Raw genomic sequence first — 22,264 nt, 5'->3', positions numbered from 1 at the left:
TGATGCCGGACGACACCGGGAACATAACCGATCGGGCCATGGGAGCGCTTGTGGGCGGGGCACTGGGAGATGCGCTGGGAATGCCGACGCAGCTTTTGTCGCCGGCGCGGATTGCCGAACTCTACGGTCATGTCGAGGACTTCATTGCTCCTTTCGCCGACCATCCGGTGTCGAAGGGACTCCCGGCCGGGACGATCACCGACGACACAGAACAGGCGCTTCTGCTTGGCCGTATCCTGGTCGAATCCGGTAACCGGTTCGACCATGCGCGGTGGGTCAACGCGCTGCTCGACTGGGAACGCGATGTCAAGGCGCGCGGCAGCTACGATCTGCTGGGACCATCAACCAAACGCGCCATCGACGCCATCAATAACGGTATGCCAGCCGAGGAAGCGGGACGCAGCGGCGACACAAATGGTGCAGCCATGCGCATCGCGCCAGTCGGCATCATGATGCCGCCAGAGCCGCTTGACGCACTGGTCGGCAAAGTGGCCGAAACTTGCAGGGCGACGCACAACACGTCAATCGCAATCGCTTCGGCCGCAGCGGTCGCTGCCGCCATCAGTCGCGGCATCGCTGGCGGTGACTGGCGCGCCGCTTCCGACAGAGCCATCGCCGGGGCGAGGCACGGGGCAACGCTCGGCTATTGGGTGACCGGCGGTGACATCGCCGCGCGCATTGGGTGGGCGCAGAAGCTCGTACGCGGCAAGGAGACGAGCGACGCGATCCGGCTGATCACCGATTTGGTCGGCACCGGCGTCGCCAGTCAGGAGTCCGTTCCGGCTGCATTCGCGGTGCTGGAAGTCGCCGGCGGCGATCCCTGGCAAGCGGCAGTCATCAGCGCCAATCTCGGTGGCGACACCGACACGATCGGCGCCATCGCGGCCGGCATGGCCGGTGCCTGCACCGGCTTTTCCCGATTGCCACAAAAACACATCGCCCGGATCAAAGGCCTAGACATTGGGCGGGTGCGCGCGCTCGCCGCCGACTTGGTCGCCCTGCGGACGGCGAAGAGCAGGTCCGGCAAGGATGCGGCAGCATGAGCGGGCGTCTCGTCCACATCGGCAGCGCGGTAGTCGACTATGTCTACCGCATCGATGCCTTGCCGGCACCGGGCACGGAGAAGACCGCATCGAGCTTTGCACAAGTCGCCGGCGGCGGCTTCAACATGATGGTCGCGGCCAGCCGCACCGGCATGAAGGTGGTGTTCGGCGGCCAGCTCGGCAGCGGACCCAATGGCGACTTCCTGCGCGCGGCCTTAGCCACGGAGGGGATCGAGACACTGACGCCGGCATCGCCGGTTCTGGACAGTGGCAATTGCGTCGCCATGATCTCGAGCGATGCCGAGCGCACCTTCGTCTCGTGGCCTGGTGCAGAGAGTTTGCTCAGCCTTGACATAATGGCGCTCATTTCGGTCGCACCGGGCGACTGGGTGTTCACCTCCGGCTATACGGTTAGCTATCCGGGAAGCCAAGAGGCGCTTGTCGACTGGATCGAGGTGCTGCCGGCGGAAATTCCTTTGGTCTTCGATCCGACGCCGATCATTTCAGACATTCCGCGCACCATTCTCGACCGGGTGCTGGCGCGCACGAGCTGGCTGAGCTGCAACGCCGCCGAAGCGGCTGAGATCGCCGGCACCGGCGATGTCGAGGCTATTGCTGCCCGGCTGCTGGCCAGCCACTGCCCCAACGCGGCAGGCGTGGTCGTCCGCGCTGGCGCAAAAGGCTGCTTCGTGCGGCTGGCCGACGGCACCGCCCAAGATGTGCCCGGGTTCAAGGTCGCGGCGGTAGACACCAACGGCGCCGGCGACACTCATATCGGCGCCTTCGTCAGCGCGCTCTCGCACGGCGTGTCGCCGTTCGAAGCGGCGCGTTACGCCAATGCGGCGGCGGCGCTCTCGGTCACCCGCCATGGCGGGTCGACGGCGCCGAACGACCAAGAGATCCAGCGATTCCTCAGCCATGACGATCGACCGACGACCGTGCATGGCCGGAAACAAGAGGCCCATTTCTGACAGCCTAATGGGATAACAAGCCCGCCAACCGGGCAACAATGAGAGGAACGAACATGCGCATGCCCAAGCTGACTGCTTTTCTGACGGCAACCGCTGTCTTCGCTTCGGCGCTTACGCTGGCCGCCAGGGCCGACGAGGTGCACGTACTCAACTGGAAGGGCTATGGCGCCGACGAGCCCTGGGCCATAGCCGCCTTCGAAAAGGCAACCGGCAACAAGGTCGTCAACGACTTCTTCAATTCCGAACAGGAAATGCTGACCAAGCTCAGGACCAATCCCGGCCTTTACGATGTCGTCATGATCAATGCCGCCTTCAACGATCAGGCGATGGCGGAAAAGCTCATTCAGCCGATCGACACGTCCAAGCTGCCGAACTATGCCGACATCAGCAAGGACAAGGCCGGATCATCGATGCTTGTCCATGACGGCAAGGTCTATGGGGTGCCGTGGGTTTGGGGGCTGACGGCGCTCGCCATCAACGACAAGTCATTCGACAAGCCGCCGACCAGCATCGCCGAAATGTGGGATCCCGCCCACAAGGGCCGCGTTACCATCCGTGACGATGCCGTCGAGGCCGTGCAGTTCGGCGCCATCGCTACCGGCCAGAACATCAACGACGTCAAGGACATGGAGGCGGTCAAGGCGAAGCTGACCTCGCTGATGCCGCAGATCAAGACGTTCTGGAGCTCGGAGAACGACTGGAACCAGATGGTTGCCTCCAACCAGATCGACATCGGCACCTATTGGAGCGGCTCGGCCGACCGCGCCAAGACGCATTTCAAGCTGCCGGTCTCGCTGGTCATTCCCCAGGAGGGTGCTGTCGCCTGGCTCGACGCCTTCTCCATTCCGGTCGGTTCCAAGAATGTCGCCGGCGCCGAGGCCTTCATCAACTACATGATCGACCCAAAGTTCTATGTCGAATGGGTCACCAAGGTCGGCGCGCCGGTGTCGGCCAACACCAAGGCGGTCGAAGCGCTGCCAGAGAGTTCCTTCAACCGCAAGGTGATGGGCGACCCGGCTGTCGCCAAGCGCATCCAGTTCCAGGCGCCGATTACTGACGCGCAGCGCGAGACCTATCTGGCGCTCTGGCAGCAGCTCAAGGTCGACGTGAAGTAACAGCAGAAGCCGCGATCAGCCGACCATCAACGTCGGCTGATCCTTCCTATCCTGGGAGGAGATGTCATGGCAGTACAGATCGCAGCCGCGTCGCGCAGCGGGCTGAGATCGGCCTTGCCGCTACTGGCGCCTGCCTATCTCTGGCTGACGGTTGCAATTTTCCTGCCGCTCTCGGCCATGGTCTTCTTCTCCTTCATGACCGACCTGCCGCGATCGGGAAAGCCGTGGGCATTCACGCTCGAAAACTATGCCGCCTTCTTTTCACAAAGCCTTTACCTGACATTGCTGGTGGCCTCGCTGCGCCTCGGCCTCGAGGTGACGCTGTGGTGCATCGTCATCGGTTATCCCGCCGCTTACGTGCTGGCCAAGGTGCTGAAAGGCCGCAGCCGCGAGGCGATTTTCCTGCTCGTCATCCTGCCGTTCTGGTCGAACGGGCTGGTGCGCATCTTCTCGTGGGCGATGGTGCTGCGTGAAGGGGGCATTCTCGACACAGCGCTCAACGCCGTGCTGCCGTTCAAGATCAACATTGATCTCATGTATTCCTATCCGGCCGTCATCATCGGGCTGGTGCACTCCTACGTGCCTTACATGGTGCTGACCTGCTATCTGACCCTGCAGGCCATCGATGACTCGCTGATCGAGGCTGGGCGCTCGCTCGGCGCCTCGCGGCTGCAGGTGCTGAAGCGGGTCATCATTCCGCTGTCGATGCCGGGGCTAGTGGCGGGCGCAGTACTCATCTTCGTGCCGGTCGTTGGCTCGTTCATGGAACCGCGCATCCTCGGCGGCCGCACCGGCACCTTCTACGGCACTGTCATCGAGGACCAGTTCGTTGCCGTGTTCAACTGGCCGCTGGGTGCCGCACTGTCCTTCATCCTGCTGGCTGTGGTGCTGGTCATCCTGGCGGTTACTTCGCCGGTGCTGCGGAGGGCCGCTTAGTGGCGACGACCCGAATCCTGGAATGGCTCGGCCGGGTCTACATTCTGATGCTGCTCGCCTTCCTGTACCTGCCCATCATCATCATGGCGCTGATGTCATTCAACGTCTCGCCCTTTTACCAACTGCCGTTCGAGTGGACGACGGAATGGTATGCCTCGCTCTGGCAGAACAATCAGCTGATCGCGGCCACGCGAAACAGCGTCGAGATCGCCGTCATCACTACCATCATCTGCACCGCGCTCGGCACCGCGGCGTCGCTAGGGCTCTATCGCTACGACTTCCGCGGTAAGAAATTCCTGCAGGCGCTGCTGTTTCCGCCGATCGCCATACCGTGGCTGATCACTGGCACGGCGATGCTGATTTTCTTTTTCGGCGTTGGCATCGGCCGCGGGCTGCATGCCATCCTGCTCGGCCACGTGGCGTTGGCGCTGCCCTATGTCATCGTCGTCGTCTCGGCCCGGCTGCAGACATTTGCGCCAGAGCTCGAAGAGGCGGCGCGCTCGCTCGGCGCCAATCAATGGCAGGTGACGAACCGCGTCACGCTGCCCTGGATCATGCCGGGCGTCATTGCCGGCGGGCTGTTCGCCTTCGCCGTGTCCTTCGACCAGTTCGTCGTCTCCTACTTTCTGTCGACGCCCGGCCAAACGACGCTGCCGGTCGAAATCTACGCGGCGATCCGCAAGGGTTTCACGCCCGAGATCAATGCTGTCTCGACGATCATCATTGTTGTGTCGATGGCGCTGATGCTGCTGACGGCGCGCTTCTTCAAATTCGGCGGAGAGAAATAATGGCGGGCGTGCAGGTATCGAATGTGTCGCGCAGTTTTGGCGCGCACAAGGCGCTGGACGATGTCTCGATCGATTTCGCCGACGGCGGCTTCTACGCCCTGCTCGGTCCCTCCGGCAGCGGCAAGACCACGCTGCTGCGCCAGATCGCAGGCTTCGACTTTCCCGACTCTGGTCGCATCTCCATAGGCGGCGAAAGTGTTGAGCGGGTGCCGGTGGAGAAGCGGCGCATCGGCATGGTGTTCCAGAACTACGCGCTCTTTCCCAATATGAGCGTCTCCGACAATGTCGCCTTCGGACTGTCGGTGCGCGGCGAGCCCAAGGCGGTGATTGCCAGCGAGGTGCAGCGCGCACTCGACCTCGTGCAACTCGGCACGCTCGGTGGTCGCCGGCCGCACCAGCTCTCCGGCGGCCAGCGCCAACGGGTGGCGCTCGCTCGCGCGATCGTCACCACGCCGCGCGTGCTTCTCCTCGACGAGCCGCTCGGCGCGCTCGACAAGGCGCTGCGCGTGGACATGCAAATCGAATTGAAGCGTATTCAGCGCGAGATCGGCATCACCACGATCTTCGTCACCCACGACCAGGAAGAAGCGCTGACGATGAGCGACCGCATCGGCATTCTGCGCGATGGCAAGCTGGTGCAGGAAGGCCCGCCCGAGGAGATCTACGATCGGCCGAAGAGTGAGTTTGCCGCCACCTTCCTGGGCGACGCGAACATCCTTCGCGGCAACGCCACTGGTACGGGCATCCGGCTGCCTGACGGAACGGGGATTGCCGCAAGCGCGGGGGTTACGCTTGTCGCCGGCATGAAGGCGAGCTGCGCCGTGCGGCCCGAACGAATCCGCATCGCCACCAATGCCGGCGTTCCGGACCGAGCCCATGCCAACATACTCACGGGGCGGGTCTCCAAGCGTATCTTCGCCGGCAACAACAGCACATATTTTGTCGATCGCGATGGCCAGACAATCAAGGTCATCGTGCAGAACACCGGCATCGAAAAGCTGGCGGAAGGACAACAGGTGGTGCTGCGCTGGTCGTCCGAGAGTACGGTGCTGATCGACGCGAGCTAGCAGATCCAATCCTTCAGTCTTGCCAGGCGGTCGGCAATCGGGGAAAGCATGGTCGGGCAAACTCCGAAGCGGAATGCTCGATGCCCCTTGAATTGAATGCGGGCGACCAGTCGATGCTGCATGGCGAGCAAGGCTCGGCAGCGGCTGCCGCCATGAAGATCCTGGTCGCCTTCGCGAAGGCGGTCGGCGCGCGCAAGTTGCTGGACATTGCCGGTGCCCATATCGACGGCTGCCTCTATCACGGCCAGGCCAGCCTCGATTTCGTCGAAAGGCTGATCGAGGGCGGCGGCCGCGTTCGGGTGCCAACGACGCTGAATGTCGGCTCGTTCGATCTGATCCATCCCGGACTGGTGAAGATGACGGCCGCGGAAGAAGTGCCGGCGCGCCGTCTGATGAAGGCGCATCTGGAACTCGGCTGCCAGGCGACCTTCACCTGCGCGCCTTATCAGACGCGGTTTCGGCCAGGGTTTGGCGAGCAGATTGCCTGGGGTGAATCCAACGCCATCGTCTTCGCCAATTCGGTGATCGGTGCGCGGACCAACCGCTATGGCGATTTTATCGATTTGTGCTCCGCAATCACCGGGCGCGCGCCAGCCTGGGGATTGCACCTGATCGAAAACCGGCGTGGCCAGGTTCTGTTCGAGCTGACTGGCGGTCTCGAGCCTACCGACGCCCTGTTTGTCGGCGTCGGGCTGATCGTCGGGCAAAGGAGTGGCGACCGTATTCCGGTGATATCGGGCCTGCCGCCGCCGCGCGACGAGGACCAACTGAAGGCACTGGGGGCGGCAGCGGCAACGACGGGTGCGGTGGCGCTATTTCATGCCGTCGGCATCACGCCGGAGGCGGAGACTCTCGATCAGGCGTTGCAAGGCCTAGTGCCGGAGGAAAAAATCCGTATCAGCCGCGCCGACATCGACCATGCTCTGGCCAGGCTGTCGAGCGTCCCCGACGGCGTGCTGCTTGCCGCCGTCTCGTTAGGCACGCCGCATTTCTCCCATGAGGAATGGATGCGCCTGTTGCCGTTGCTGCGCGAGGTCGCGCCGGGCAGAGGCGTTCCGATCTATGTCAACACAGGGCGTGCCACGCTGGCGCGGCTGCAGGACGAGGGCGCACTGGCCGGCATGGAAGCATTCGGCCTCGTTCCGGTCGCCGACACCTGCACTTACGTCACCACGATCATCGAGCGCCTCGACGGTGTGGTGATGACCAATTCGGGCAAATGGGCGCATTACGCACCTGGCAATATCGGTGCCTCGGTGGCCTTCGGTGACATGGAGGACTGCGTCCGCTCGGCTGCGGCCGGCCGCGTCGTGCGAGGCGCGCCATGAAGGCACCGGCCAGAACCGGTACATTCCACCTTTCCGGCTCGGCACAAGGCCCGGCGCTGGTGCTTTCGCAGGCGCTCAGCTTCTGGGGCGGGATCGAAGTCGAAACGGGCGACATCATCGACCATTCGCATCCGGACCTGGGCGGCAACATCGCCGGCAAGATCCTGGTGATGCCGAGCGGGCGGGGGTCGTCGTCCTCGTCTTCGGTTCTGGCCGAAGCGATCCGCAGGGGCACGGCGCCGGCCGGCATTATCCTGGAGCGGCCGGACCCGATCCTTGCCGTCGGCGCCATCGTTGCCGAATTCCTCTATGAAATCAGCATGCCGCTGGTCGTCTGCGAGATATCAGGCATTGTCTCCGGCGACCGGATCGCAATCGATCTGGGCGAAGATGCCCAAGCAATGGTGAGCAAGATCTAGCCGGCCATTAGTCCCGCCGCGCCCCGCCGCCAATAGGCCGCCGCCAGTGTTTCGTTGCGGTCGAGCGTCAGCGTGCCGCGCCAGTGTTCGCGCACCGTCCTGGCGGCGGCTGCTTCGGCCGCGAACCAGCCGAATGCCGAACCGGTCGGCCATGCGACCGACTGGATGGCGCGCGCCAGCCTGTCGTCGAGCCCGGCCGGCACGCTATTTCTCGGCAGCCAATGCAGCTCGATACCGGTCTCGTTGTCGATGGCCTGCCGTTCGCCGCCGTCGGCGATCTCTATGAAGGCCACGCCTTTGGTCTCGGCGGGCAGCGTCTCCAGCATGCGGGCCAGCGCCGGCAGGCCGGTTTCGTCGGCGCCCATGAGATACCATGATGCCGGTCGTACCGGACGGCCGACCGGCCCCATGATGCCGATCTTCATGCCAGGCGCCGCCTGCATGGCCCAGCAGGCGCCGACGCTGTCGCCGGGATGGATGAGGAAGTCGACGTCGATGATGCCGTTTTCGACGTCGAGGGCTCGAATGGTATAGACGCGCGCTACCGGGCGCCTGTCGTCCGAGGGCCAGGCCGGCAAGCCATTGCTGCCAAGCACGGGCCAGAGCGGATCGGGGACATCCCTGGTCGGGAACAGCATGCGGATATGCATGCCGCCGAATTTTGCGAAGCGCGTCAAATCCTCGCCGGCGAAGCGGATGCGGCGCATATGCGGGGTCAGGTCGCCGACCTGGGTGACGACCATCTCACGGAACTGCGCAAGGCGGGTTTCTTCGGCGAGATCGCCGGTCCAGACGATCTCGGGTTTTTCTTCCTTGGCATAGACTTCGACAGCGGTAGCCAGCAGGTCCTTGATGCGGGCCAGCCCATCGCGGTCGGCGGCGTTGGCCCGCATCACCAGCCGCTCCATGTCAAGGGACGCGTCGCCGAAGGCGAAGCGGAAGTCGAGCCGCTGCCCCTCGCGCGAGGCATCGGCATCGAAGCTTTGCAGCCTGTCGCTGATGCGGTCGATGTAATGCGGCAGGTTGCGCAGGTTCAAGCGCGCTTCGCAGGCCAGTCCGCTCGCTGATGCTTGCCTCATTCTCAACCTCCGATCCTGCCTGTGAGCGCCACCTTGAAGGTGCGGCCCTTGCCCTGTTCCGTTGCCGCCGTCGTCGACCAGGCGCTTTGCGGGTCGGTGTAGGCGGTGTTGAAGACGTTATCGACGCCGAAATCGAGCTTGGCACGGTCATTGATGCGCCAGTTGGCAAAGACGTTGACCAGGTCGAAGCCTTCATCGACCACGGGCGGCGCGTCGGGGTTGGTGCGGCTTGTCCGGGTGATCTTGCCGACGCTGAGATATTGCGCACCGACGGTGAACTGGTCCTCCAGCATGCGGAAACCGACGGTCGCCGAGAAGCGGTCGAGCGGCGTGTTGTTCAGCGCCTGGCCGGAGTAAACGCCGCTGACGACCTTGGCGTCGATCAGGGCGCCGGCGAGGTTCACGAAACCCCAGCCATAGTCGTAGACGGCCTCGGCCTCGATGCCCTTCAGCCGTGCGTCGCCGATGTTGATCGCCGTGCGCGGCAACACAGTGAGGTCGACGTCGATATAATCTTCGACGGCGGTGTGGAAGACGTTGACCTTGGCACGAAACAGGTCACCCGCGGCCAGCACATCGTCATATCTAAGATTGATCCCGGCTTCCCAGTTCTTCGCCGTTTCGGGCTGCAGAAGCAGGTTGGGCTGGTAGCTGTCGCCGCCGCCATGCGCGCCGCCGCCGCGGTAGACGTCCTGCAGGCCCGGCGCCCGGTAGCCTTCCGAATAGGTGCCGTAAAGCTGGAAACCTTCCAATGGCGTTAACCCGACGGTGAGGCGCGGCGACCAGCGGTCGCCGGAAATCGAGGCTTCCGCCGGCGGCACGGTCTTTGTCTCACCGTCGAGTTGATAGCCGTCATAGCGCATGGCGGCGATGAGCTGCAGCCAGTTCTCATAGTCGCCCTGCCATTGCAGGAAGCCACCATAGCCCTGCTGTTCGCCGGCGCCGAAATGCGCGGCGTCCGACGAAGCCTTCAGATAGTAGTAATCGAGGCCGTAGGTGAGGGTGTGAGCGATCTCCCAGGCATCGAAGCGTGAGGAGTTCTTCAGGTTGAAGCCGCTCGTGGCGACGTCGTAGTAGCGGAAGTTGCCGATCGCCGTTGCCGGCCAGACCTGCGTCTGCTCGGCGCGCGTGCGGTTGTGGTAGGCGTTGACACTGAGGTCGACCAGCTCGTTGTCGTCCGGCCTCCACGTATAGCCAGCCGTATAGGTCTGGTTGGTCGTGTCGGTGTCGTAGCGGCTCAGCGTCGGCGAGGTCGAGCCGCTCGATCCGGTGACCTGGTCGCCGTAGCGCTGCAGGATCGCGCCGAGCTTGAGCTCGTGGCCGTCGGCGGGCCGCAGGGTCGCCTTCATATAGCCGCTGGTGATGCTCTCGCCGGTCCACGGCACGGTGTCGCCATTGCCATCGGTGTAGCTGTCGCGGTCGCGGTAAATGAGGTTGCCGATGATGTCGGCGTCGTCGCTGAAACGGTAGGCGCCGGTGGTGCTGGTGGTGAAGCCGTCGCCATTATCCTCATAGCCCAGCTTCTCGCTCAGCGCCCAGCGTTCCTCCTGCTTGAGGAAATCGCCGGCATCCCTGGTCTCGAAGGAGACGACGCCGCCGATGCCGCCCGAACCATAGGCATTCGAGACCGGGCCGCGAATGACGGTCGCTTCCTTGATCAGTTCCGGCTCGACATAGAACGAGCCCGAGCCGTGTCCGACGCGCCAGTAATCCTGGCGGGCGCCGTCGAGCGTCACCACCACGCGGCCATATTGTTCGAGGCCGCGAATGTTGATGGCGGTCGCCGGATCGTCGCCGTTCATCGAGGCGGCAACGCCGGGCGTGGTGCGGAACATGTCGGCGGCGGTGTCGGGCTGGATGCGTTCGAGCTCTTCCTGATCGACGGCGCTGATGGCGGCCATCGATTCGATGATCGCCGTCTTGATCATCGTCGCCGAGATGGTGATCAGGTCGAGCACGGTCGGCTCGTTCTGCCCAGTTCTAGTCTGTTGGGGGACCTTGACCGGCCGGTCGGCCTTGGCGGCGGCGCCTTTCTTCTCCGGCTCCTGCGCGGCGGCCAGCGGCGGCGCGGCACACAGGCCGAGCGCGAAGGCGAGCGCGGTGCTCGCCATCAAGGTCTTGTTGCTTGTCAGTTTCATGCGTGCAGCCCCCGGAAAAGCAAAGATTGCTGGCGGCGGCCGTTGGCCCTGGCTGGCATGATGGAGAAGCCTCGACACGCGGGCCGGGCAGGGCTACTTATTAAAACATGATTAGAATAGTCAACTTAATTTTACAGGCCGCGACCATGACCGAATTATCTCAAATGGAGCAGCGAAACGGCGGGCTCTGCAGCGGTAGACGGTGGAGGCAGACGCGCTGGTTTCAATTGGGCGGGATGGTGACGGTGCTGATGCTGGCGCTTTCTGCTCTTGCGCCGTCTTGCGGCTTCAAGGCGCTGGCCGCCGAGACGGTTGTCGATGCATCGGGGCGCACCGTCGCGACCGGTCCGGGAACCAGGATCCTGACACTCGGTTCCGATGTTACCGAGATCGTCGATGCGCTGGGTGCCGGCGAGCGGATCATCGCCGTCGATCGCGGCAGCAAATATCCCGCTTCCGTCGCGCAAAAGCCCAATGTCGGCTACCGGCGCCAGTTGTCCGCCGAAGGCTTGGTTGCGCTTCGCCCGGACCTGATCCTGGCGGCCGAAGACAGCGGGCCGCCGGAGGCGATCGAAGTGCTCAAATCGCTGGCGATCCCGATTGTCCTTGTCCCGGAAGACAACAGTCCTCAAGGCATCGACCACAAGATTACGTTGATTGCCGCCTCGCTCCACCTCGAGGACAAGGGCAGGAAGGTTTCAAGGCAAGTGCTCGACGCCTTCCAGGCCGCTACCGACCTCGCCGCGAAAATGCCGGCCGAGCGACGCAAGAAGGTGGTGTTCTTCCACGGCCTCGTGCGGCTGAGTGCTGCCGGTGCGGGCACTGCGGCCGACGCGATCATCCGCTATGCCGGCGGCATCAATCCGATGGCCGTAGTGCAGGGTTACAAGGCAGCGTCGGAGGAGAAGCTGATCGAAATGGCGCCCGACGTCATCCTGATGATGAGCGACGGCAAGGGCGGACCCACCGCCGAGCAGGTGTTCGCCACGCGCGCGCTGAGCGCCACGCCGGCGGCGAAGGCAAAGGCGCTGATCGTATTGGACGGCGCCTATATGGTCGGCTTTGGCCCGCGCACCGCCGATGCGATCCGCGATCTGGCGCAGGCGCTGTATCCGGAGACAGCAGGCGCCGACTAAGTCATGAACTTTATGACGTCATGTTCAGTGGGTACTCGCGCCCCATCTACCCCAAGCTTCCGTTCAGATCTCCGGGATGCTTTCCCTGAAGATCACCTGCAGTCTTGGCTGGTGCAACTCGTAAGGCAATCCCCTGACCGCATGGGTCAAGGTGTTGAGCGCCTCGCGGGCTTCGACTCGCGGGTTCTGGTCGATGACCGCGTCGAGCGTGCCGTCGAGCAAAAGCTCCTTGGTGCCTTCCGTTACCTCATGGCCGAGAAAGACGGTCGACAGTGCACGCCCGCGTTCCCTTAGCGCGCGGGCGATGCCGGTGTTGCCGGCGCCGACATTGTAGATGGCGGCCAGATCCGGGTGCCGGTCCAGCAGGGCGGAAGCCTCCGAATAGGCCTTTTCCCGATCGTCGAGCATTTCGCGCATCTCGACGATCTGCAGATTGGGCGATTCTTCCGTCAGTATGTGGCGGAAGCCCATCTCGCGCTCTTCGTGGCCGCGGTAGGAGAGCGAACCGGCGAACAGCGCGACCTTGCCCGGACGCTCCGCGCCCATGAAGCGGTTGAGCAGGTAGCCGGCGAGCCGGCCGGCGGCGCGGTTGTCGATGCCGATATAGGCAACCCTCGGCACATGCAGGATGTCGGAAGCGATGGTGACGACCTTGACGCCGCTGGCCGAAAGCGAGCGGATCGCCTCGCGGACCGTCGGATGGTCGAGCGCGATCACACCGACGCCTTGCGTCTGCCCGTGCAGTTCCTGCAGCAGACGGGCAAGCCGGTCCGGATTGAAGCCTTCGATAGTGGCGACGCGGACGTCGAGGTCCGGCCGCGACTGCGCCTGCGCCTCGATCTGGCGGTGCAGCATCTTGATGAAGGAATTGGTGCCGGCGGGCAGGGCGAAATCGAGCCGTATAACCTCACCAGGTATCGCGTTGCGCGAGTTCGGATTATTCGAATTTTCAGCGATATAGCCAAGCCGTTGCGCCGTTTCGAGCACGACCTCGCGGGTGCGCGCCCTGACCCCGGCGCGGTTGTTGAGCACACGGTCGACCGTGGCGGCGGAAACGCCGGCTTCCCGGGCTATGTCTGTCAGGGTGGACCGCACTGTCGATCACCTCATTCCAAAATGCGCCAAGGGCGCATCGAGATTACGCATTTCATGGGTCCGCTGTCGAAGCGGCAGCTTCATCGCCAGCCGCGATTCTGATGGGAAATGATGTAACCAGCCTTGGCCGATACGCAAGCTGCCGCGCTACACCAAAATGCCGAAACGGACCAAAGCGGGGAGGTGGGCAGCCTGGCTCCCTCAAATTCAAGCACCGGCTTCAGTGTGAGTGCCTTGATACACGCCATTCGTCCCCTCCCATGAGATGTTATGAGGCGTCTTGATTATTTATGATGTTGACAGGCTTCGTATAGTGCCGTCAATATCCATCATAAGGGCCGTGGAGGAACAAGGCCCTGAGGGAGGAGTTCCAATGTCGAATTTGATCCGCGTGTCGCGGCGCCGTTTGCTGGCGTCCGGTGGAAAGGCGGCAGTCCTTGTTGCTGCCGCAGGTATCGCACCGAAATTCATTCGCCCAAGCCGTGCCTATGCGGCCGATGCCCTGGCGCCCGGCATGATCGGTGGCCCGACGGGCTTCGACGGCTCGGAGCGCTATCAATATGGCGCCGACACGCCCGAGGGCCGCGCCATTGAGGCGGCCAAGGCGATGAAGGGCGCCGGCAAGGCGCCGGCCAAGATCGTGCTTGGCCTGTCCGATGGTTCGATCGGCCAATTGACACAGCCGTTTCCGGCCGGTGCGCCGTCGATCAAGGATCTCTGGGAGAAGGAAACCGGTATTCCGCTCGAGATCGTCGGTGTGCCGAATGGCCAGGAATTCACCAAGACGATGCAGGACATCTCCACCAAGGGTGGGGCGTATGACATCTACGCGGTCGAATGGAACCGTCTTGGCGACCTCGCCGAAACCGGGGGCATCCTCAAGCTCGACGACTTCGTCGCGCAGTACAAGCCGGAATGGGACGATCCCGAGCGCGGCTATGTCAATGGCGCCAAGGGCGTCTCGCTGCTCAATCAGTATCGCGGCTCGACCTATGGCGTGTCGCTGGATGGCGACTTCCAGACCTGGGTCTACCGCACCGATCTGTTCGGCGACGCAGCCGAGAAGAAGGCCTTCTCCGACAAATACGACTATGAACTGGCGGCGCCGAAGACCTGGAAGCAGCATGACGAGATCGCAGCCTTCTTCCAGCGCCCGGACAAGGGCCTGTTCGGCTCGACCGATCTGCGCAACCAGGGCTGGGGCTATACCAACTGGTATCAGCGTTATGTCTCAATGGCTTCGCCCAATCAGTTCTTGTTCGACGATACCGGCAAGCCGCTGATCAATTCGGAGCAAGGTATTGCGGCGACCAGCGAGTACATCGCGTCGCTTGCGCACCATTCGCCGGATGCGATCTCCTGGGGCTGGCCGGAGCAGTACGGCAATTTCGCAAAGGGCGGTGCGGCCATGACCTGCGCCTTCTCCAATCTGCCGAAATTCCTCGATAATGCCGGCAACAAGGATTCAGCTGTCACCGGCAAGATCGGCTCGATGCTGCCGCCCGGCCGCGAGATCGACGGCAAGCTGGTCAGCCGTTCGGTGCTGTGGCTCAATCTGTCGGCGTCGGTGTCTTCGCAGGCCAAGAACCCGGAGGCCTGCTACCTGTTCCTGCAATGGCTGGGATCTAGTCGCATCTATGCGTGGATGACCGCCAACCCGGGCGGTTACTTCGATCCGTTCCGGCTGTCGGATTTCTCCGATCCGCTGGTCCGCCAGACCTATCATGCTTACCACATGGACGTGGTGCGCGAGACGGTCGCCCGCACCGTGCCCACCATCAACTATCCCGGCGCCACCGCCTTCCACAATGCGCTGGACGAGAACCTCGTCGCCGCGCTGACCAAGGCCAAGACAGCAGAGCAGGCGATGGCCGACACCGAGGCCGAGTGGAAGAAGATTGCCCGCCGCACCGGCGAGGAGAAGCTTCTCGAAGCCATCAAGACCAACAAGGAGGCCTGGCCCACCGTTCTCGATCCGATCGCCTGATCCTCCCGGATCTTACCAAAGAGGGGAGGAGTGATTGCTCTTCCCCTCGATAACGAAGGACCCAGCAAAGCCGCAAGATGAAGCGTTCAGTTCCTTTCGAGATATTCCGCTATGCCGCGATCTTTGCGGCAATGGCGGTGACGCTGGTGCCGATCCTGTGGATGATGTCGATGGCGTTCAAGCCGATCGCCGAATGGTCGGCGACCGGCGCCGACCTGACCTGGTGGCCGAAGAACCCGACACTCAGCAATTTCCGCTTCGTCTTCGGTGAATCGACCAACAATCTTATCGTCGCGCTCGACCGCACAGCTTTGAAGCCGATCCTGTCGTCGCTGCTGTCGGCCACGTTCGGCACGGCGATCGCCATGTCGGCGGGCACAGCGGCGGCCTACGGGCTGTCGCGCTTCAACTCGGGCCAGAACCTGCCGCTGGCGCTGATCCAGCTTCGCCTGTTTCCGCCGATGGCGGTCATGACCCCGGTGATGATCATGTGGGCCTTCCTCAACTTCACCGACAGCTGGTGGGGGCTGTCGCTGATCTACGGCATCGTCACGCTGCCTTTCGCCTTCTGGCTGATGAAGACCTTCTTCGACGACATGCCGCGCGAGATCGAGGAGGCGGCACTGGTCGAGGGCTGTTCGCGGTGGCGCGTCTTCACCCGCATCACGCTGCCGATGATGCGGGCGCCGCTGGCCAGTGCCGCGCTGTTCGTCTTCATCCTCAACTGGTCGGACTATCTGATTGCGCTGCTTCTGACGACGCGCGAATGGGTCACGGTCCCGGTCTACATGGCCTCGCTGTCCTCCTCGATGACCGGACAGCTCTACGGCGCCAAGGCAGCTCTCGGCCTGATCGCCGCGGTGCCGCCGGTGATCATGGGCATCGCCATCCAGCGTCATCTGGTGCGCGGGCTGACCTTCGGGGCGCTCAAGCAATGAGCTCGGTGACAGCCACGATTTCGGAGGGCGACATGCAAGCCTCCAAGGCGGCGTCGGTGTTGCCGGACGAGGGCGCGCGGCTCGGATTCCGGCTGACCCTGCCGGCGCAGATCCTGGTGCTGTTCATCGCCGTCTTCCCGCTGCTGATGCAGCTCTACATCAGCCTGACCGACTGGTCGCCGCTGTCGGGCACCGGCTGGTGGAATGCCTGGTCGATGTGGAACAGTTTCGCCAATTACACCGACCTTGCCGCGGACGCGCGCTTCTGGAGCGCGCTGAAGCGCACGGCCATCGTCATGATCGTCTGCGTGCCGGCGGAGTTCCTGCTCGGCCTCGCGCTGGCGACGCTGTTTGCCGACGAGTTTCCCGGCAAGCGGATCTTCTATTCGATCCTCTTGATGCCGATGATGGTGGTGCCGGCGGTGGCCGGCTACATGTTCTTCATGCTGTTTCAGTCGGGCGGCCCGGTCAACGACATCCTGTCGGCGATGTCAGGCTTTCCCGTCACCATCGCCTGGCTCTCGGATCCGACGCTGGCGCTGATCGCGGTGATGGTCGCCGACATCTGGCAGTGGACGCCGCTAATGTTCCTGATCCTGCTTGCCGGCCTGGTCGGCGTGCCGGAGGACCAGATCAAGGCGGCGACGCTGCTCGGCGCCAACCCCTGGCAGCGCTTCGTCACCATCGTGCTGCCGAAGATGAAGACGATCATCATCATTGCGCTGGCGATCCGGGTGATCGAGAACTTCAAAATATTCGACACCCTCTACATCATGACCGGCGGCGGTCCCGGGGTCGCTACCGAAACCATCTCCGTTTACATCTACAAGCTCACCACGCAGGACCTGATCTGGGGCTATGTGGCGGCAATCGCGCTGGCCATATTGATCGTGCTGTCCATCGCCGCTGTGTTTGCCATGAAACGCATGGCCCGGGTACGCGAGGTGGCGGCATGAGCACGATCCATCTGCAAAACCTTGTCAAGAAATTTGGCGACTTCACTGCGCTGCAGACGATGGATCTGGCCATTGCCGACGGCGAGTTCATGGCGCTGCTCGGGCCGTCCGGCTGCGGCAAGTCGACGACGATGAACATGATCGCCGGCATGGAAGAGCCGACCAGCGGCAAGATCCTGTTCGGCGAACGCGACATGGCCGGCGTGCCGATGGGGCGGCGCGGCGTCGGCTTCGTCTTCCAGAACTATGCGATCTTCACTCATATGAGCGTGCGGCAGAACCTCGCCTACGGCCCGAAAATGCGCGGCGCACCAAAGGCCGAGATCGACCGCCGCGTCGGCGCCATTGCCGAGATGCTGCAGCTGACGCCGCTGCTCGACCGCAAGGCCGACCGGCTTTCGGTCAACATATTGCAGCGGGTGGCGATTGGCCGTTCGGCGATCATGGAGCCGGCGATCTTCCTGCTCGACGAGCCACTGTCCAATGTCGACGCCGCCTTCCGGGCGGTGATGCGGACCGAATTGAAGCAACTGCAGCGGCAGTTCCGGCAGACCATGGTCTACGTCACCCACGATCAGCTCGAAGCGATGACCATGGCCGACCGCATCGCGGTGATGGACCACGGCGTGCTGCAGCAGGTCGGCACGCCACTGGAAGTCTACAACAACCCGGCCAACGTCTTCGTCGCCCGCTTCATCGGTGCGCCGGGCATGAACCTGCTCAAGGGCTGGTTGGCGGAAAGTGACCGTGGCCTGGTCGTCGATCTTGGCCCACTCGGGGCGACGCCGCCGCTGCCGGTCGAGATCGCCGATGCCGCCAGCCGGATGCGCGGCGAGGTGTTTTATGGCTTTCGACCGGAGCAGGTGACGCTGGCCGAAAGCGGCCGTGGCCTCTGCATGCCGGTGAGTTTCGTCGAGCGGATCGGCGCGCGCACCATCATCCATCTTGGCGAGGGAGAGACCGCGGTGAAGGCGGTGTTCGACAATGATGTCGGGCTGGCGATCGGGCAGACAGCCGTCGTCGCGCCTGCGGCGGAGGCGGTGCGCGTCTTCGACGCCGCTACCGGCCTTGCGTTGAGAGCAGGTTGAGATGGCCGATATCGTTTTCCGTAATGTGACAAAACGCTATGGCGGCACGCTGGCTGTCGACGATGCCTCGTTCGCGGTCAACGACAACGAGTTCTTCTGCTTCTTCGGGCCGCCGCTGTCGGGCAAGTCGACGATACTCCGTCTGGTGCTCGGGCTGGAAACCCCGGACACGGGCGAGATCCTGATTGGCGGCAAGCCGGTCAACACGGTGTCGCCGGCGGAGCGCAATGTCGCCATGGTGTTCCAGAATCTGGCGCTGTTCCCGCATATGAGCGCGCGCGACAACATCCGTTTTCCTTTGGTCGAGCGGAAGGTGGCAGAAGCCGAGATCGAAAAACGCGTCGCCGATGTCGCGGCCAAGCTGCATATCAGACATATCCTGCACAAACCGCCGGCGCAGCTTTCCGGCGGTGAGCGGCAGCGCGTCGCGATCGCCCGCGCGCTGGTGCGTGATCCGGCTGCCTATTTGATGGACGATCCGATCTCGGCGCTCGACGCCCGGCTGCGCGAGGAGACGCGCGTCGAGCTCAAGCGCATCCAGCGCGAGCTCGGCAAGACGCTGATCTATGTCACGCACGACCAGGAAGAGGCGATGTCGGTCGCCGACCGCATGGCCATACTGGAGAGCGGCAAGATCAGGCAGATCGGCGCGCCGGCCGAGATCTATGACCGGCCGGCCAGCACCTATGTGGCGCGGCTGCTCGGCTCGCCGATGATGAACATATTGAAGTCGGTGCACGGCGCGGAAGGCGTGGAGGCGGCCGAAGGCACGATCCGCATCGCGGACAAGGCGGCGCCGGCCGATGCCGTCGAGATCGGGCTCAGGCCGGAAGACATCAAGGTCAAGGCCTGGTCGGATGGAATCTCGGACGGGGGCGCGGGCCGCCCGGCGCGAGTGTTCGAGGTCGAGCCGCTCGGCGGCTACACCGTGGTGACGCTCGCCGCCGGGCAGGCGCGCCTGCGGGCGCTGTTGCGCGGCCAGCCGGACATCAGGCCGGACGCGATGGTGGCGATATCCTGCGAGCCGGGCAGGGTGCATTATTTCGGGCAAAGCGGGGAAGCGCTGGCAAGATGACGGCGGCTGCAAGAAACGAGCTTCGGGAGGAACATATGGCAAGCGAAGAAATAGCGGGCAACGGCTTCGAGCCGGACGTTAAAGTCCGCACCAGGGAATACAGGATCGGCTGCGTCGGCGCCGGTATGATCATGGCCGAATGTCACCTTGCCGCCTACAAGGAAGCCGGTTTTCCGGTGGTGGCGATCGCCTCGCGCACCAAGGCCAGCGCCGAGAAGGTCGCCAAGCGCTGGGATATCCCGACCGTCCACAACACGCCGGAACAACTCATCGAGGACAAGAACGTCGAGATCATCGATCTTGCCTTTCCGCCGGACCAGCAGCCGGCGCTGATCCGCCATGCGCTGAACCAAGCACATATCAAGGCGATCCTGGCGCAGAAGCCACTGGCGCTGTCGCTCGATGAAGCCGTCAAACTGCGCGACGAGGCGGCCAAGGCCGGCAAGATCCTCTCGGTCAACCAGAACATGCGTTACGACCAGTCGATGCGCGTCTTGAAGCAGATCATCGACAGCGGCGCGCTGGGCGACATCGTCTTCGCCCAGATCGACATGCATGCGATCCCGCACTGGCAGACCTTCCTCGAGGACTATGACCGGCTGACGCTCGCCAATATGAGCGTCCACCATCTCGACGTACTGCGCTTCCTGTTCGGCGATCCCCTGGAGATCACCACCCTGACCCGCAAGGATCCGCGCACCCGCTTTGATCATTCGGACGGCATCATCGTGTCGACGCTGCGGTTCCCGTCCGGCGTGCTTGCCGTATCGCTGGAGGATGTCTGGTCCGGTCCGCGCCAGGAGGGCTACCAGGACGACCAGCACATCAACTGGCGCGTGGACGGCACCAAGGGTGTCGCCAAAGGCACCATCGGCTGGCCGACGGGCGCTGCGTCGACGCTGACCTACGCCTCGACCGAGACCACCGATGGTCAATGGGTGACACCCAGCTGGGACACGATGTGGTTCCCGCATGCTTTCATCGGCGTCATGGAGCAGCTTCAGCACGCGGTTAAGACGGGCGAGCCGCCAGCGCTGTCCGTCGCGGACAATGTCAAGACCATGGCGCTGGTCGAAGCCGGCTACCGCTCGATCGACAAAGGCCGGACGGTCAAGCTTTCCGAAATATCAACTGACTGAATCACTTACAGGGAGGAATTCACACCATGATGCAGGCAGGTATTTTCACGGGTTATTTCCCGTATGGCCTCAAGGAAACCGCGCAGAAGATCCGTGCGCTCGATTTCAACACCGTGCAGCTCGACCTGCATTTCAGGGATATCGACCTGTCGTCCGGGCAGATCACCAAGGACAAGGCCAAGACCGTCCGCGATACGTTCCGCGACCACAATCTGCCGATCTGCTGTGTGTCGGGCTACACCAACATCATCCATCCGGATATGGGCGAGCGCGAGAGGCGCGTCGGCTATTTGAAGGAGATCATCCGCAACGCGCGCCATTTCGGCACCCCTTACGTGATCTCGGAAACGGGTACCTACAACACCGAATCCGACTGGGTGCATCACCCGAAGAACAAGACCGAGGAAGGGTTCGAGGAATGCCGCAAGGTCATCGCCGACCTTGCCCAGACGGCCTATGACCACGGCGCGGTCTTCCTGCTCGAAACCTATGTCAACAATGTCGTCGGCTCGGTCGAGGAGACGGTGAGGATGTTCGCGCAGGTCGACCACCCAGGCCTCGGCCTGTTGATGGACCCGACCAACTATTTCGAAACCCACAATATCGACCGGATGGATCAGATCCTGAACCAGGTGTTCGACACGCTGACCGACAAGATCGAGATCGCCCACGCCAAGGACGTCAAGCGTTCCGGCGGCGACAAGTCGGAGAAGCACGCAGACATTGGCGACGAGGACGCGCTGGAGAGCCACACTTTCCGCGGCGTCGGTGAGATCGAGCTGCCGGCGCCCGGCCTCGGTTCGCTGAACTACGACCTTTATCTCAAGCGGCTGGCCGAAAAGCACCCGAACATCCCGGTCATCATCGAGCATCTTTCGGAAGACGACGTGCCGCGCGCCAAGAAATTCCTCGATGGGAAATTCCGCGCCAACGGACTGTGATGGCGCGGTTCGGCTACGAAACAAGGGAGGAAGAGAAATGTTGAAATTCGCGTTGAAAATCGCGGCTGCCGCGACGGTTCTAGCCGGTGCAACGCTGGGTACTCCGGCGGTGGCGCAGGACGCCCCGAAGACGTTCTACCTGTTGTCGCATGGCGGCCCGTCGGATGCCTTCTGGATCGACTGGAATGCCGGCGCGACCAAGGCCTGCGACCAGCTCAAGGTGACCTGCAAGATCTCGTTCAGCGGCGGCGACATGGCGGCGCAGAAGGAAGCCTTCAACTCGGCACTCGCCGCCAAGCCGGACGGCATCGCCACGACTTCGGCGCAGCCCGGCCTGTGGACCGAGGAGGTCAAGGCAGCGAAGGCGGCCGGCATCCCGATCGTGTTCTTCAACACCGACGATCCGGCAACCGGCCGGCAAGCCTATGTCGGCGCCGACCTTAGGGAAGCCGGTGTCATCTGGGCGAAATATCTGGTCGACCACAAAATGGTGAAGCAGGGCGACAAGGTGTTCCTGCCGGTCGAAGTGCCGGGTGCCAGCTACCAGCAGCTCGAGACCGAAGGCATTGCCAGCGTCTTCGATCCGCTCGGCATCAAATATGACGTGGTCGATTGCGGCACCGATCCGGCCGGCATCATCGCCAAGATGACGGACTACATGGTGGCCAACAATCCGCCGGCAATCATCGCGCTCGGCGATTCCGTCGCGGCCAGCGTCAAGCGGGTGTTCGATGGCGCCGGCGTGCCGGCCGGCAAGATTCCGGTCGTCGGCTGGGGCAATTCGAAGGAAACGGCCGAGTCCGTCAAGGCCGGTTTCGTCAACGCGGCTGCCTGGCAGTTCCCGTCGGCGCAGGGCTTCATGCCGGTGGCGCTGCTCGGGTTGGCCGCCGCCGGCGAACCGATCGGCTACGACATCCACACTTTCAGCCTCTACGACGCCTCGAGCGTCGAACCGATCCTGAAACTCTACAACAAGTGATTGGAACTGACGCTCGCCGCGCAGGCGGCGGGCCTCACCCTGGCGT

At 63.3% G+C, this 22,264-nt stretch carries 20 protein-coding genes; 17 read left to right on the top strand and 3 right to left on the bottom strand.

Annotated features, from left to right (window positions below; translation table 11 throughout):
- Positions 1–2: 2 nt before the first annotated feature.
- From NKI22_RS26565 to NKI22_RS26530, 8 genes are all read left to right on the top strand, one after another.
- The gene (locus NKI22_RS26565; protein ID WP_023721296.1) at positions 3–1,043 is read left to right on the top strand and encodes an ADP-ribosylglycohydrolase family protein; all 1,041 of its coding nucleotides are present in this window, start codon (positions 3–5) and stop codon (positions 1,041–1,043) included.
- A complete protein-coding gene (locus NKI22_RS26560; protein ID WP_352815658.1) occupies positions 1,040–2,014 on the top strand; it encodes a PfkB family carbohydrate kinase in 975 nt (324 codons plus the stop codon). Before NKI22_RS26565 ends, NKI22_RS26560 begins: the two co-directional genes overlap by 4 nt.
- A gap of 53 nt (positions 2,015–2,067) precedes the next feature.
- Positions 2,068–3,129 (top strand): ABC transporter substrate-binding protein, encoded by a 1,062-nt coding sequence (locus NKI22_RS26555; RefSeq protein ID WP_023721294.1) that lies wholly within the window; start codon positions 2,068–2,070, stop codon positions 3,127–3,129.
- A gap of 66 nt (positions 3,130–3,195) precedes the next feature.
- Positions 3,196–4,065 (top strand): ABC transporter permease, encoded by an 870-nt coding sequence (locus NKI22_RS26550; protein WP_023721293.1) that lies wholly within the window; start codon positions 3,196–3,198, stop codon positions 4,063–4,065.
- A complete protein-coding gene (locus NKI22_RS26545; RefSeq protein ID WP_031194613.1) occupies positions 4,065–4,853 on the top strand; it encodes an ABC transporter permease in 789 nt (262 codons plus the stop codon). The genes NKI22_RS26550 and NKI22_RS26545 overlap by 1 nt, the downstream gene beginning before the upstream one ends.
- Positions 4,853–5,920: an ABC transporter ATP-binding protein gene (locus NKI22_RS26540; protein WP_023721291.1), complete on the top strand. Its 1,068-nt coding sequence runs from the start codon at positions 4,853–4,855 to the stop codon at positions 5,918–5,920. Before NKI22_RS26545 ends, NKI22_RS26540 begins: the two co-directional genes overlap by 1 nt.
- Before the next feature lie 80 nt (positions 5,921–6,000).
- Positions 6,001–7,248 carry an aconitase X gene (locus NKI22_RS26535; protein WP_352815659.1) on the top strand — a complete coding sequence of 416 codons (1,248 nt, stop codon included), beginning with the start codon at positions 6,001–6,003 and terminating at the stop codon, positions 7,246–7,248.
- Positions 7,245–7,667 carry an aconitase X swivel domain-containing protein gene (locus NKI22_RS26530; RefSeq protein ID WP_352815661.1) on the top strand — a complete coding sequence of 141 codons (423 nt, stop codon included), beginning with the start codon at positions 7,245–7,247 and terminating at the stop codon, positions 7,665–7,667. The genes NKI22_RS26535 and NKI22_RS26530 overlap by 4 nt, the downstream gene beginning before the upstream one ends.
- Here the strand turns inward: NKI22_RS26530 and NKI22_RS26525 are convergent.
- Both NKI22_RS26525 and NKI22_RS26520 read right to left on the bottom strand, forming a co-directional pair.
- Positions 7,664–8,746: an SIP domain-containing protein gene (locus NKI22_RS26525; protein WP_352939396.1), complete on the bottom strand. Its 1,083-nt coding sequence runs from the start codon at positions 8,744–8,746 to the stop codon at positions 7,664–7,666. The two genes, NKI22_RS26530 and NKI22_RS26525, sit on opposite strands and share 4 nt — an antisense overlap.
- Before the next feature lie 2 nt (positions 8,747–8,748).
- The gene (locus NKI22_RS26520; RefSeq protein WP_352815665.1) at positions 8,749–10,884 is read right to left on the bottom strand and encodes a TonB-dependent hemoglobin/transferrin/lactoferrin family receptor; all 2,136 of its coding nucleotides are present in this window, start codon (positions 10,882–10,884) and stop codon (positions 8,749–8,751) included.
- Between the two features lie 251 nt (positions 10,885–11,135).
- Between NKI22_RS26520 and NKI22_RS26515 the strand changes: the two genes are divergently transcribed.
- Positions 11,136–12,020 carry a heme/hemin ABC transporter substrate-binding protein gene (locus NKI22_RS26515; protein WP_352815666.1) on the top strand — a complete coding sequence of 295 codons (885 nt, stop codon included), beginning with the start codon at positions 11,136–11,138 and terminating at the stop codon, positions 12,018–12,020.
- 63 nt (positions 12,021–12,083) lie between these two features.
- Here NKI22_RS26515 and NKI22_RS26510 read toward each other — a convergent pair whose 3' ends face one another.
- Positions 12,084–13,115: a LacI family DNA-binding transcriptional regulator gene (locus NKI22_RS26510; protein ID WP_352815667.1), complete on the bottom strand. Its 1,032-nt coding sequence runs from the start codon at positions 13,113–13,115 to the stop codon at positions 12,084–12,086.
- A gap of 373 nt (positions 13,116–13,488) precedes the next feature.
- Here NKI22_RS26510 and NKI22_RS26505 point away from each other — a divergent pair, with 373 nt between their 5' ends.
- The 8 genes from NKI22_RS26505 to NKI22_RS26470 all read left to right on the top strand — a co-directional run bounded on the left by NKI22_RS26505 (position 13,489) and on the right by NKI22_RS26470 (position 22,218).
- Positions 13,489–15,102 (top strand): extracellular solute-binding protein, encoded by a 1,614-nt coding sequence (locus tag NKI22_RS26505; protein ID WP_352481602.1) that lies wholly within the window; start codon positions 13,489–13,491, stop codon positions 15,100–15,102.
- A 77-nt stretch (positions 15,103–15,179) separates the two neighbouring features.
- The gene (locus NKI22_RS26500) at positions 15,180–16,040 is read left to right on the top strand and encodes a carbohydrate ABC transporter permease (protein WP_023721285.1); all 861 of its coding nucleotides are present in this window, start codon (positions 15,180–15,182) and stop codon (positions 16,038–16,040) included.
- The gene (locus NKI22_RS26495) at positions 16,037–16,996 is read left to right on the top strand and encodes a carbohydrate ABC transporter permease (protein ID WP_023721284.1); all 960 of its coding nucleotides are present in this window, start codon (positions 16,037–16,039) and stop codon (positions 16,994–16,996) included. Before NKI22_RS26500 ends, NKI22_RS26495 begins: the two co-directional genes overlap by 4 nt.
- On the top strand, positions 16,993–18,084 hold the full coding sequence (locus NKI22_RS26490; RefSeq protein ID WP_352481599.1) for an ABC transporter ATP-binding protein: 1,092 nt from the start codon (positions 16,993–16,995) through the stop codon (positions 18,082–18,084). Before NKI22_RS26495 ends, NKI22_RS26490 begins: the two co-directional genes overlap by 4 nt.
- Before the next feature lies 1 nt (position 18,085).
- Entirely contained in the window at positions 18,086–19,159 is a 1,074-nt protein-coding gene (locus tag NKI22_RS26485; protein WP_352481598.1) for an ABC transporter ATP-binding protein, read from the top strand.
- A gap of 35 nt (positions 19,160–19,194) precedes the next feature.
- Entirely contained in the window at positions 19,195–20,298 is a 1,104-nt protein-coding gene (locus NKI22_RS26480) for a Gfo/Idh/MocA family protein (protein WP_352481597.1), read from the top strand.
- Between the two features lie 26 nt (positions 20,299–20,324).
- The gene (locus tag NKI22_RS26475; protein WP_352815669.1) at positions 20,325–21,239 is read left to right on the top strand and encodes a sugar phosphate isomerase/epimerase family protein; all 915 of its coding nucleotides are present in this window, start codon (positions 20,325–20,327) and stop codon (positions 21,237–21,239) included.
- 37 nt (positions 21,240–21,276) lie between these two features.
- Positions 21,277–22,218, top strand: a complete 942-nt coding sequence (locus NKI22_RS26470) for a sugar ABC transporter substrate-binding protein (protein ID WP_352815671.1) — start codon at positions 21,277–21,279, stop codon at positions 22,216–22,218.
- Positions 22,219–22,264 lie beyond the last annotated feature (46 nt).

Source organism: Mesorhizobium sp. M0778 (assembly GCF_040320105.1).
In the GTDB taxonomy this organism is placed as follows: Bacteria; Pseudomonadota; Alphaproteobacteria; order Rhizobiales; family Rhizobiaceae; genus Mesorhizobium.
This window is presented reverse-complemented; position numbering and strand designations above follow the sequence as displayed.

Coding starts and splice junctions, on each gene's coding strand:
- NKI22_RS26530 (WP_352815661.1), top strand. CDS start 7,245: ATGAAGGCACCGGCCAGAACCGGTACATTCCACCTTTCCGGCTCGGCA.
- NKI22_RS26505 (WP_352481602.1), top strand. CDS start 13,489: ATGTCGAATTTGATCCGCGTGTCGCGGCGCCGTTTGCTGGCGTCCGGT.
- NKI22_RS26475 (WP_352815669.1), top strand. CDS start 20,325: ATGATGCAGGCAGGTATTTTCACGGGTTATTTCCCGTATGGCCTCAAG.
- NKI22_RS26555 (WP_023721294.1), top strand. CDS start 2,068: ATGCGCATGCCCAAGCTGACTGCTTTTCTGACGGCAACCGCTGTCTTC.
- NKI22_RS26520 (WP_352815665.1), bottom strand. CDS start 10,884: ATGAAACTGACAAGCAACAAGACCTTGATGGCGAGCACCGCGCTCGCC.
- NKI22_RS26560 (WP_352815658.1), top strand. CDS start 1,040: ATGAGCGGGCGTCTCGTCCACATCGGCAGCGCGGTAGTCGACTATGTC.
- NKI22_RS26490 (WP_352481599.1), top strand. CDS start 16,993: ATGAGCACGATCCATCTGCAAAACCTTGTCAAGAAATTTGGCGACTTC.
- NKI22_RS26495 (WP_023721284.1), top strand. CDS start 16,037: ATGAGCTCGGTGACAGCCACGATTTCGGAGGGCGACATGCAAGCCTCC.
- NKI22_RS26535 (WP_352815659.1), top strand. CDS start 6,001: ATGCCCCTTGAATTGAATGCGGGCGACCAGTCGATGCTGCATGGCGAG.
- NKI22_RS26525 (WP_352939396.1), bottom strand. CDS start 8,746: ATGAGGCAAGCATCAGCGAGCGGACTGGCCTGCGAAGCGCGCTTGAAC.
- NKI22_RS26515 (WP_352815666.1), top strand. CDS start 11,136: ATGCTGGCGCTTTCTGCTCTTGCGCCGTCTTGCGGCTTCAAGGCGCTG.
- NKI22_RS26540 (WP_023721291.1), top strand. CDS start 4,853: ATGGCGGGCGTGCAGGTATCGAATGTGTCGCGCAGTTTTGGCGCGCAC.
- NKI22_RS26550 (WP_023721293.1), top strand. CDS start 3,196: ATGGCAGTACAGATCGCAGCCGCGTCGCGCAGCGGGCTGAGATCGGCC.
- NKI22_RS26480 (WP_352481597.1), top strand. CDS start 19,195: ATGGCAAGCGAAGAAATAGCGGGCAACGGCTTCGAGCCGGACGTTAAA.
- NKI22_RS26470 (WP_352815671.1), top strand. CDS start 21,277: ATGTTGAAATTCGCGTTGAAAATCGCGGCTGCCGCGACGGTTCTAGCC.
- NKI22_RS26565 (WP_023721296.1), top strand. CDS start 3: ATGCCGGACGACACCGGGAACATAACCGATCGGGCCATGGGAGCGCTT.
- NKI22_RS26500 (WP_023721285.1), top strand. CDS start 15,180: ATGAAGCGTTCAGTTCCTTTCGAGATATTCCGCTATGCCGCGATCTTT.
- NKI22_RS26485 (WP_352481598.1), top strand. CDS start 18,086: ATGGCCGATATCGTTTTCCGTAATGTGACAAAACGCTATGGCGGCACG.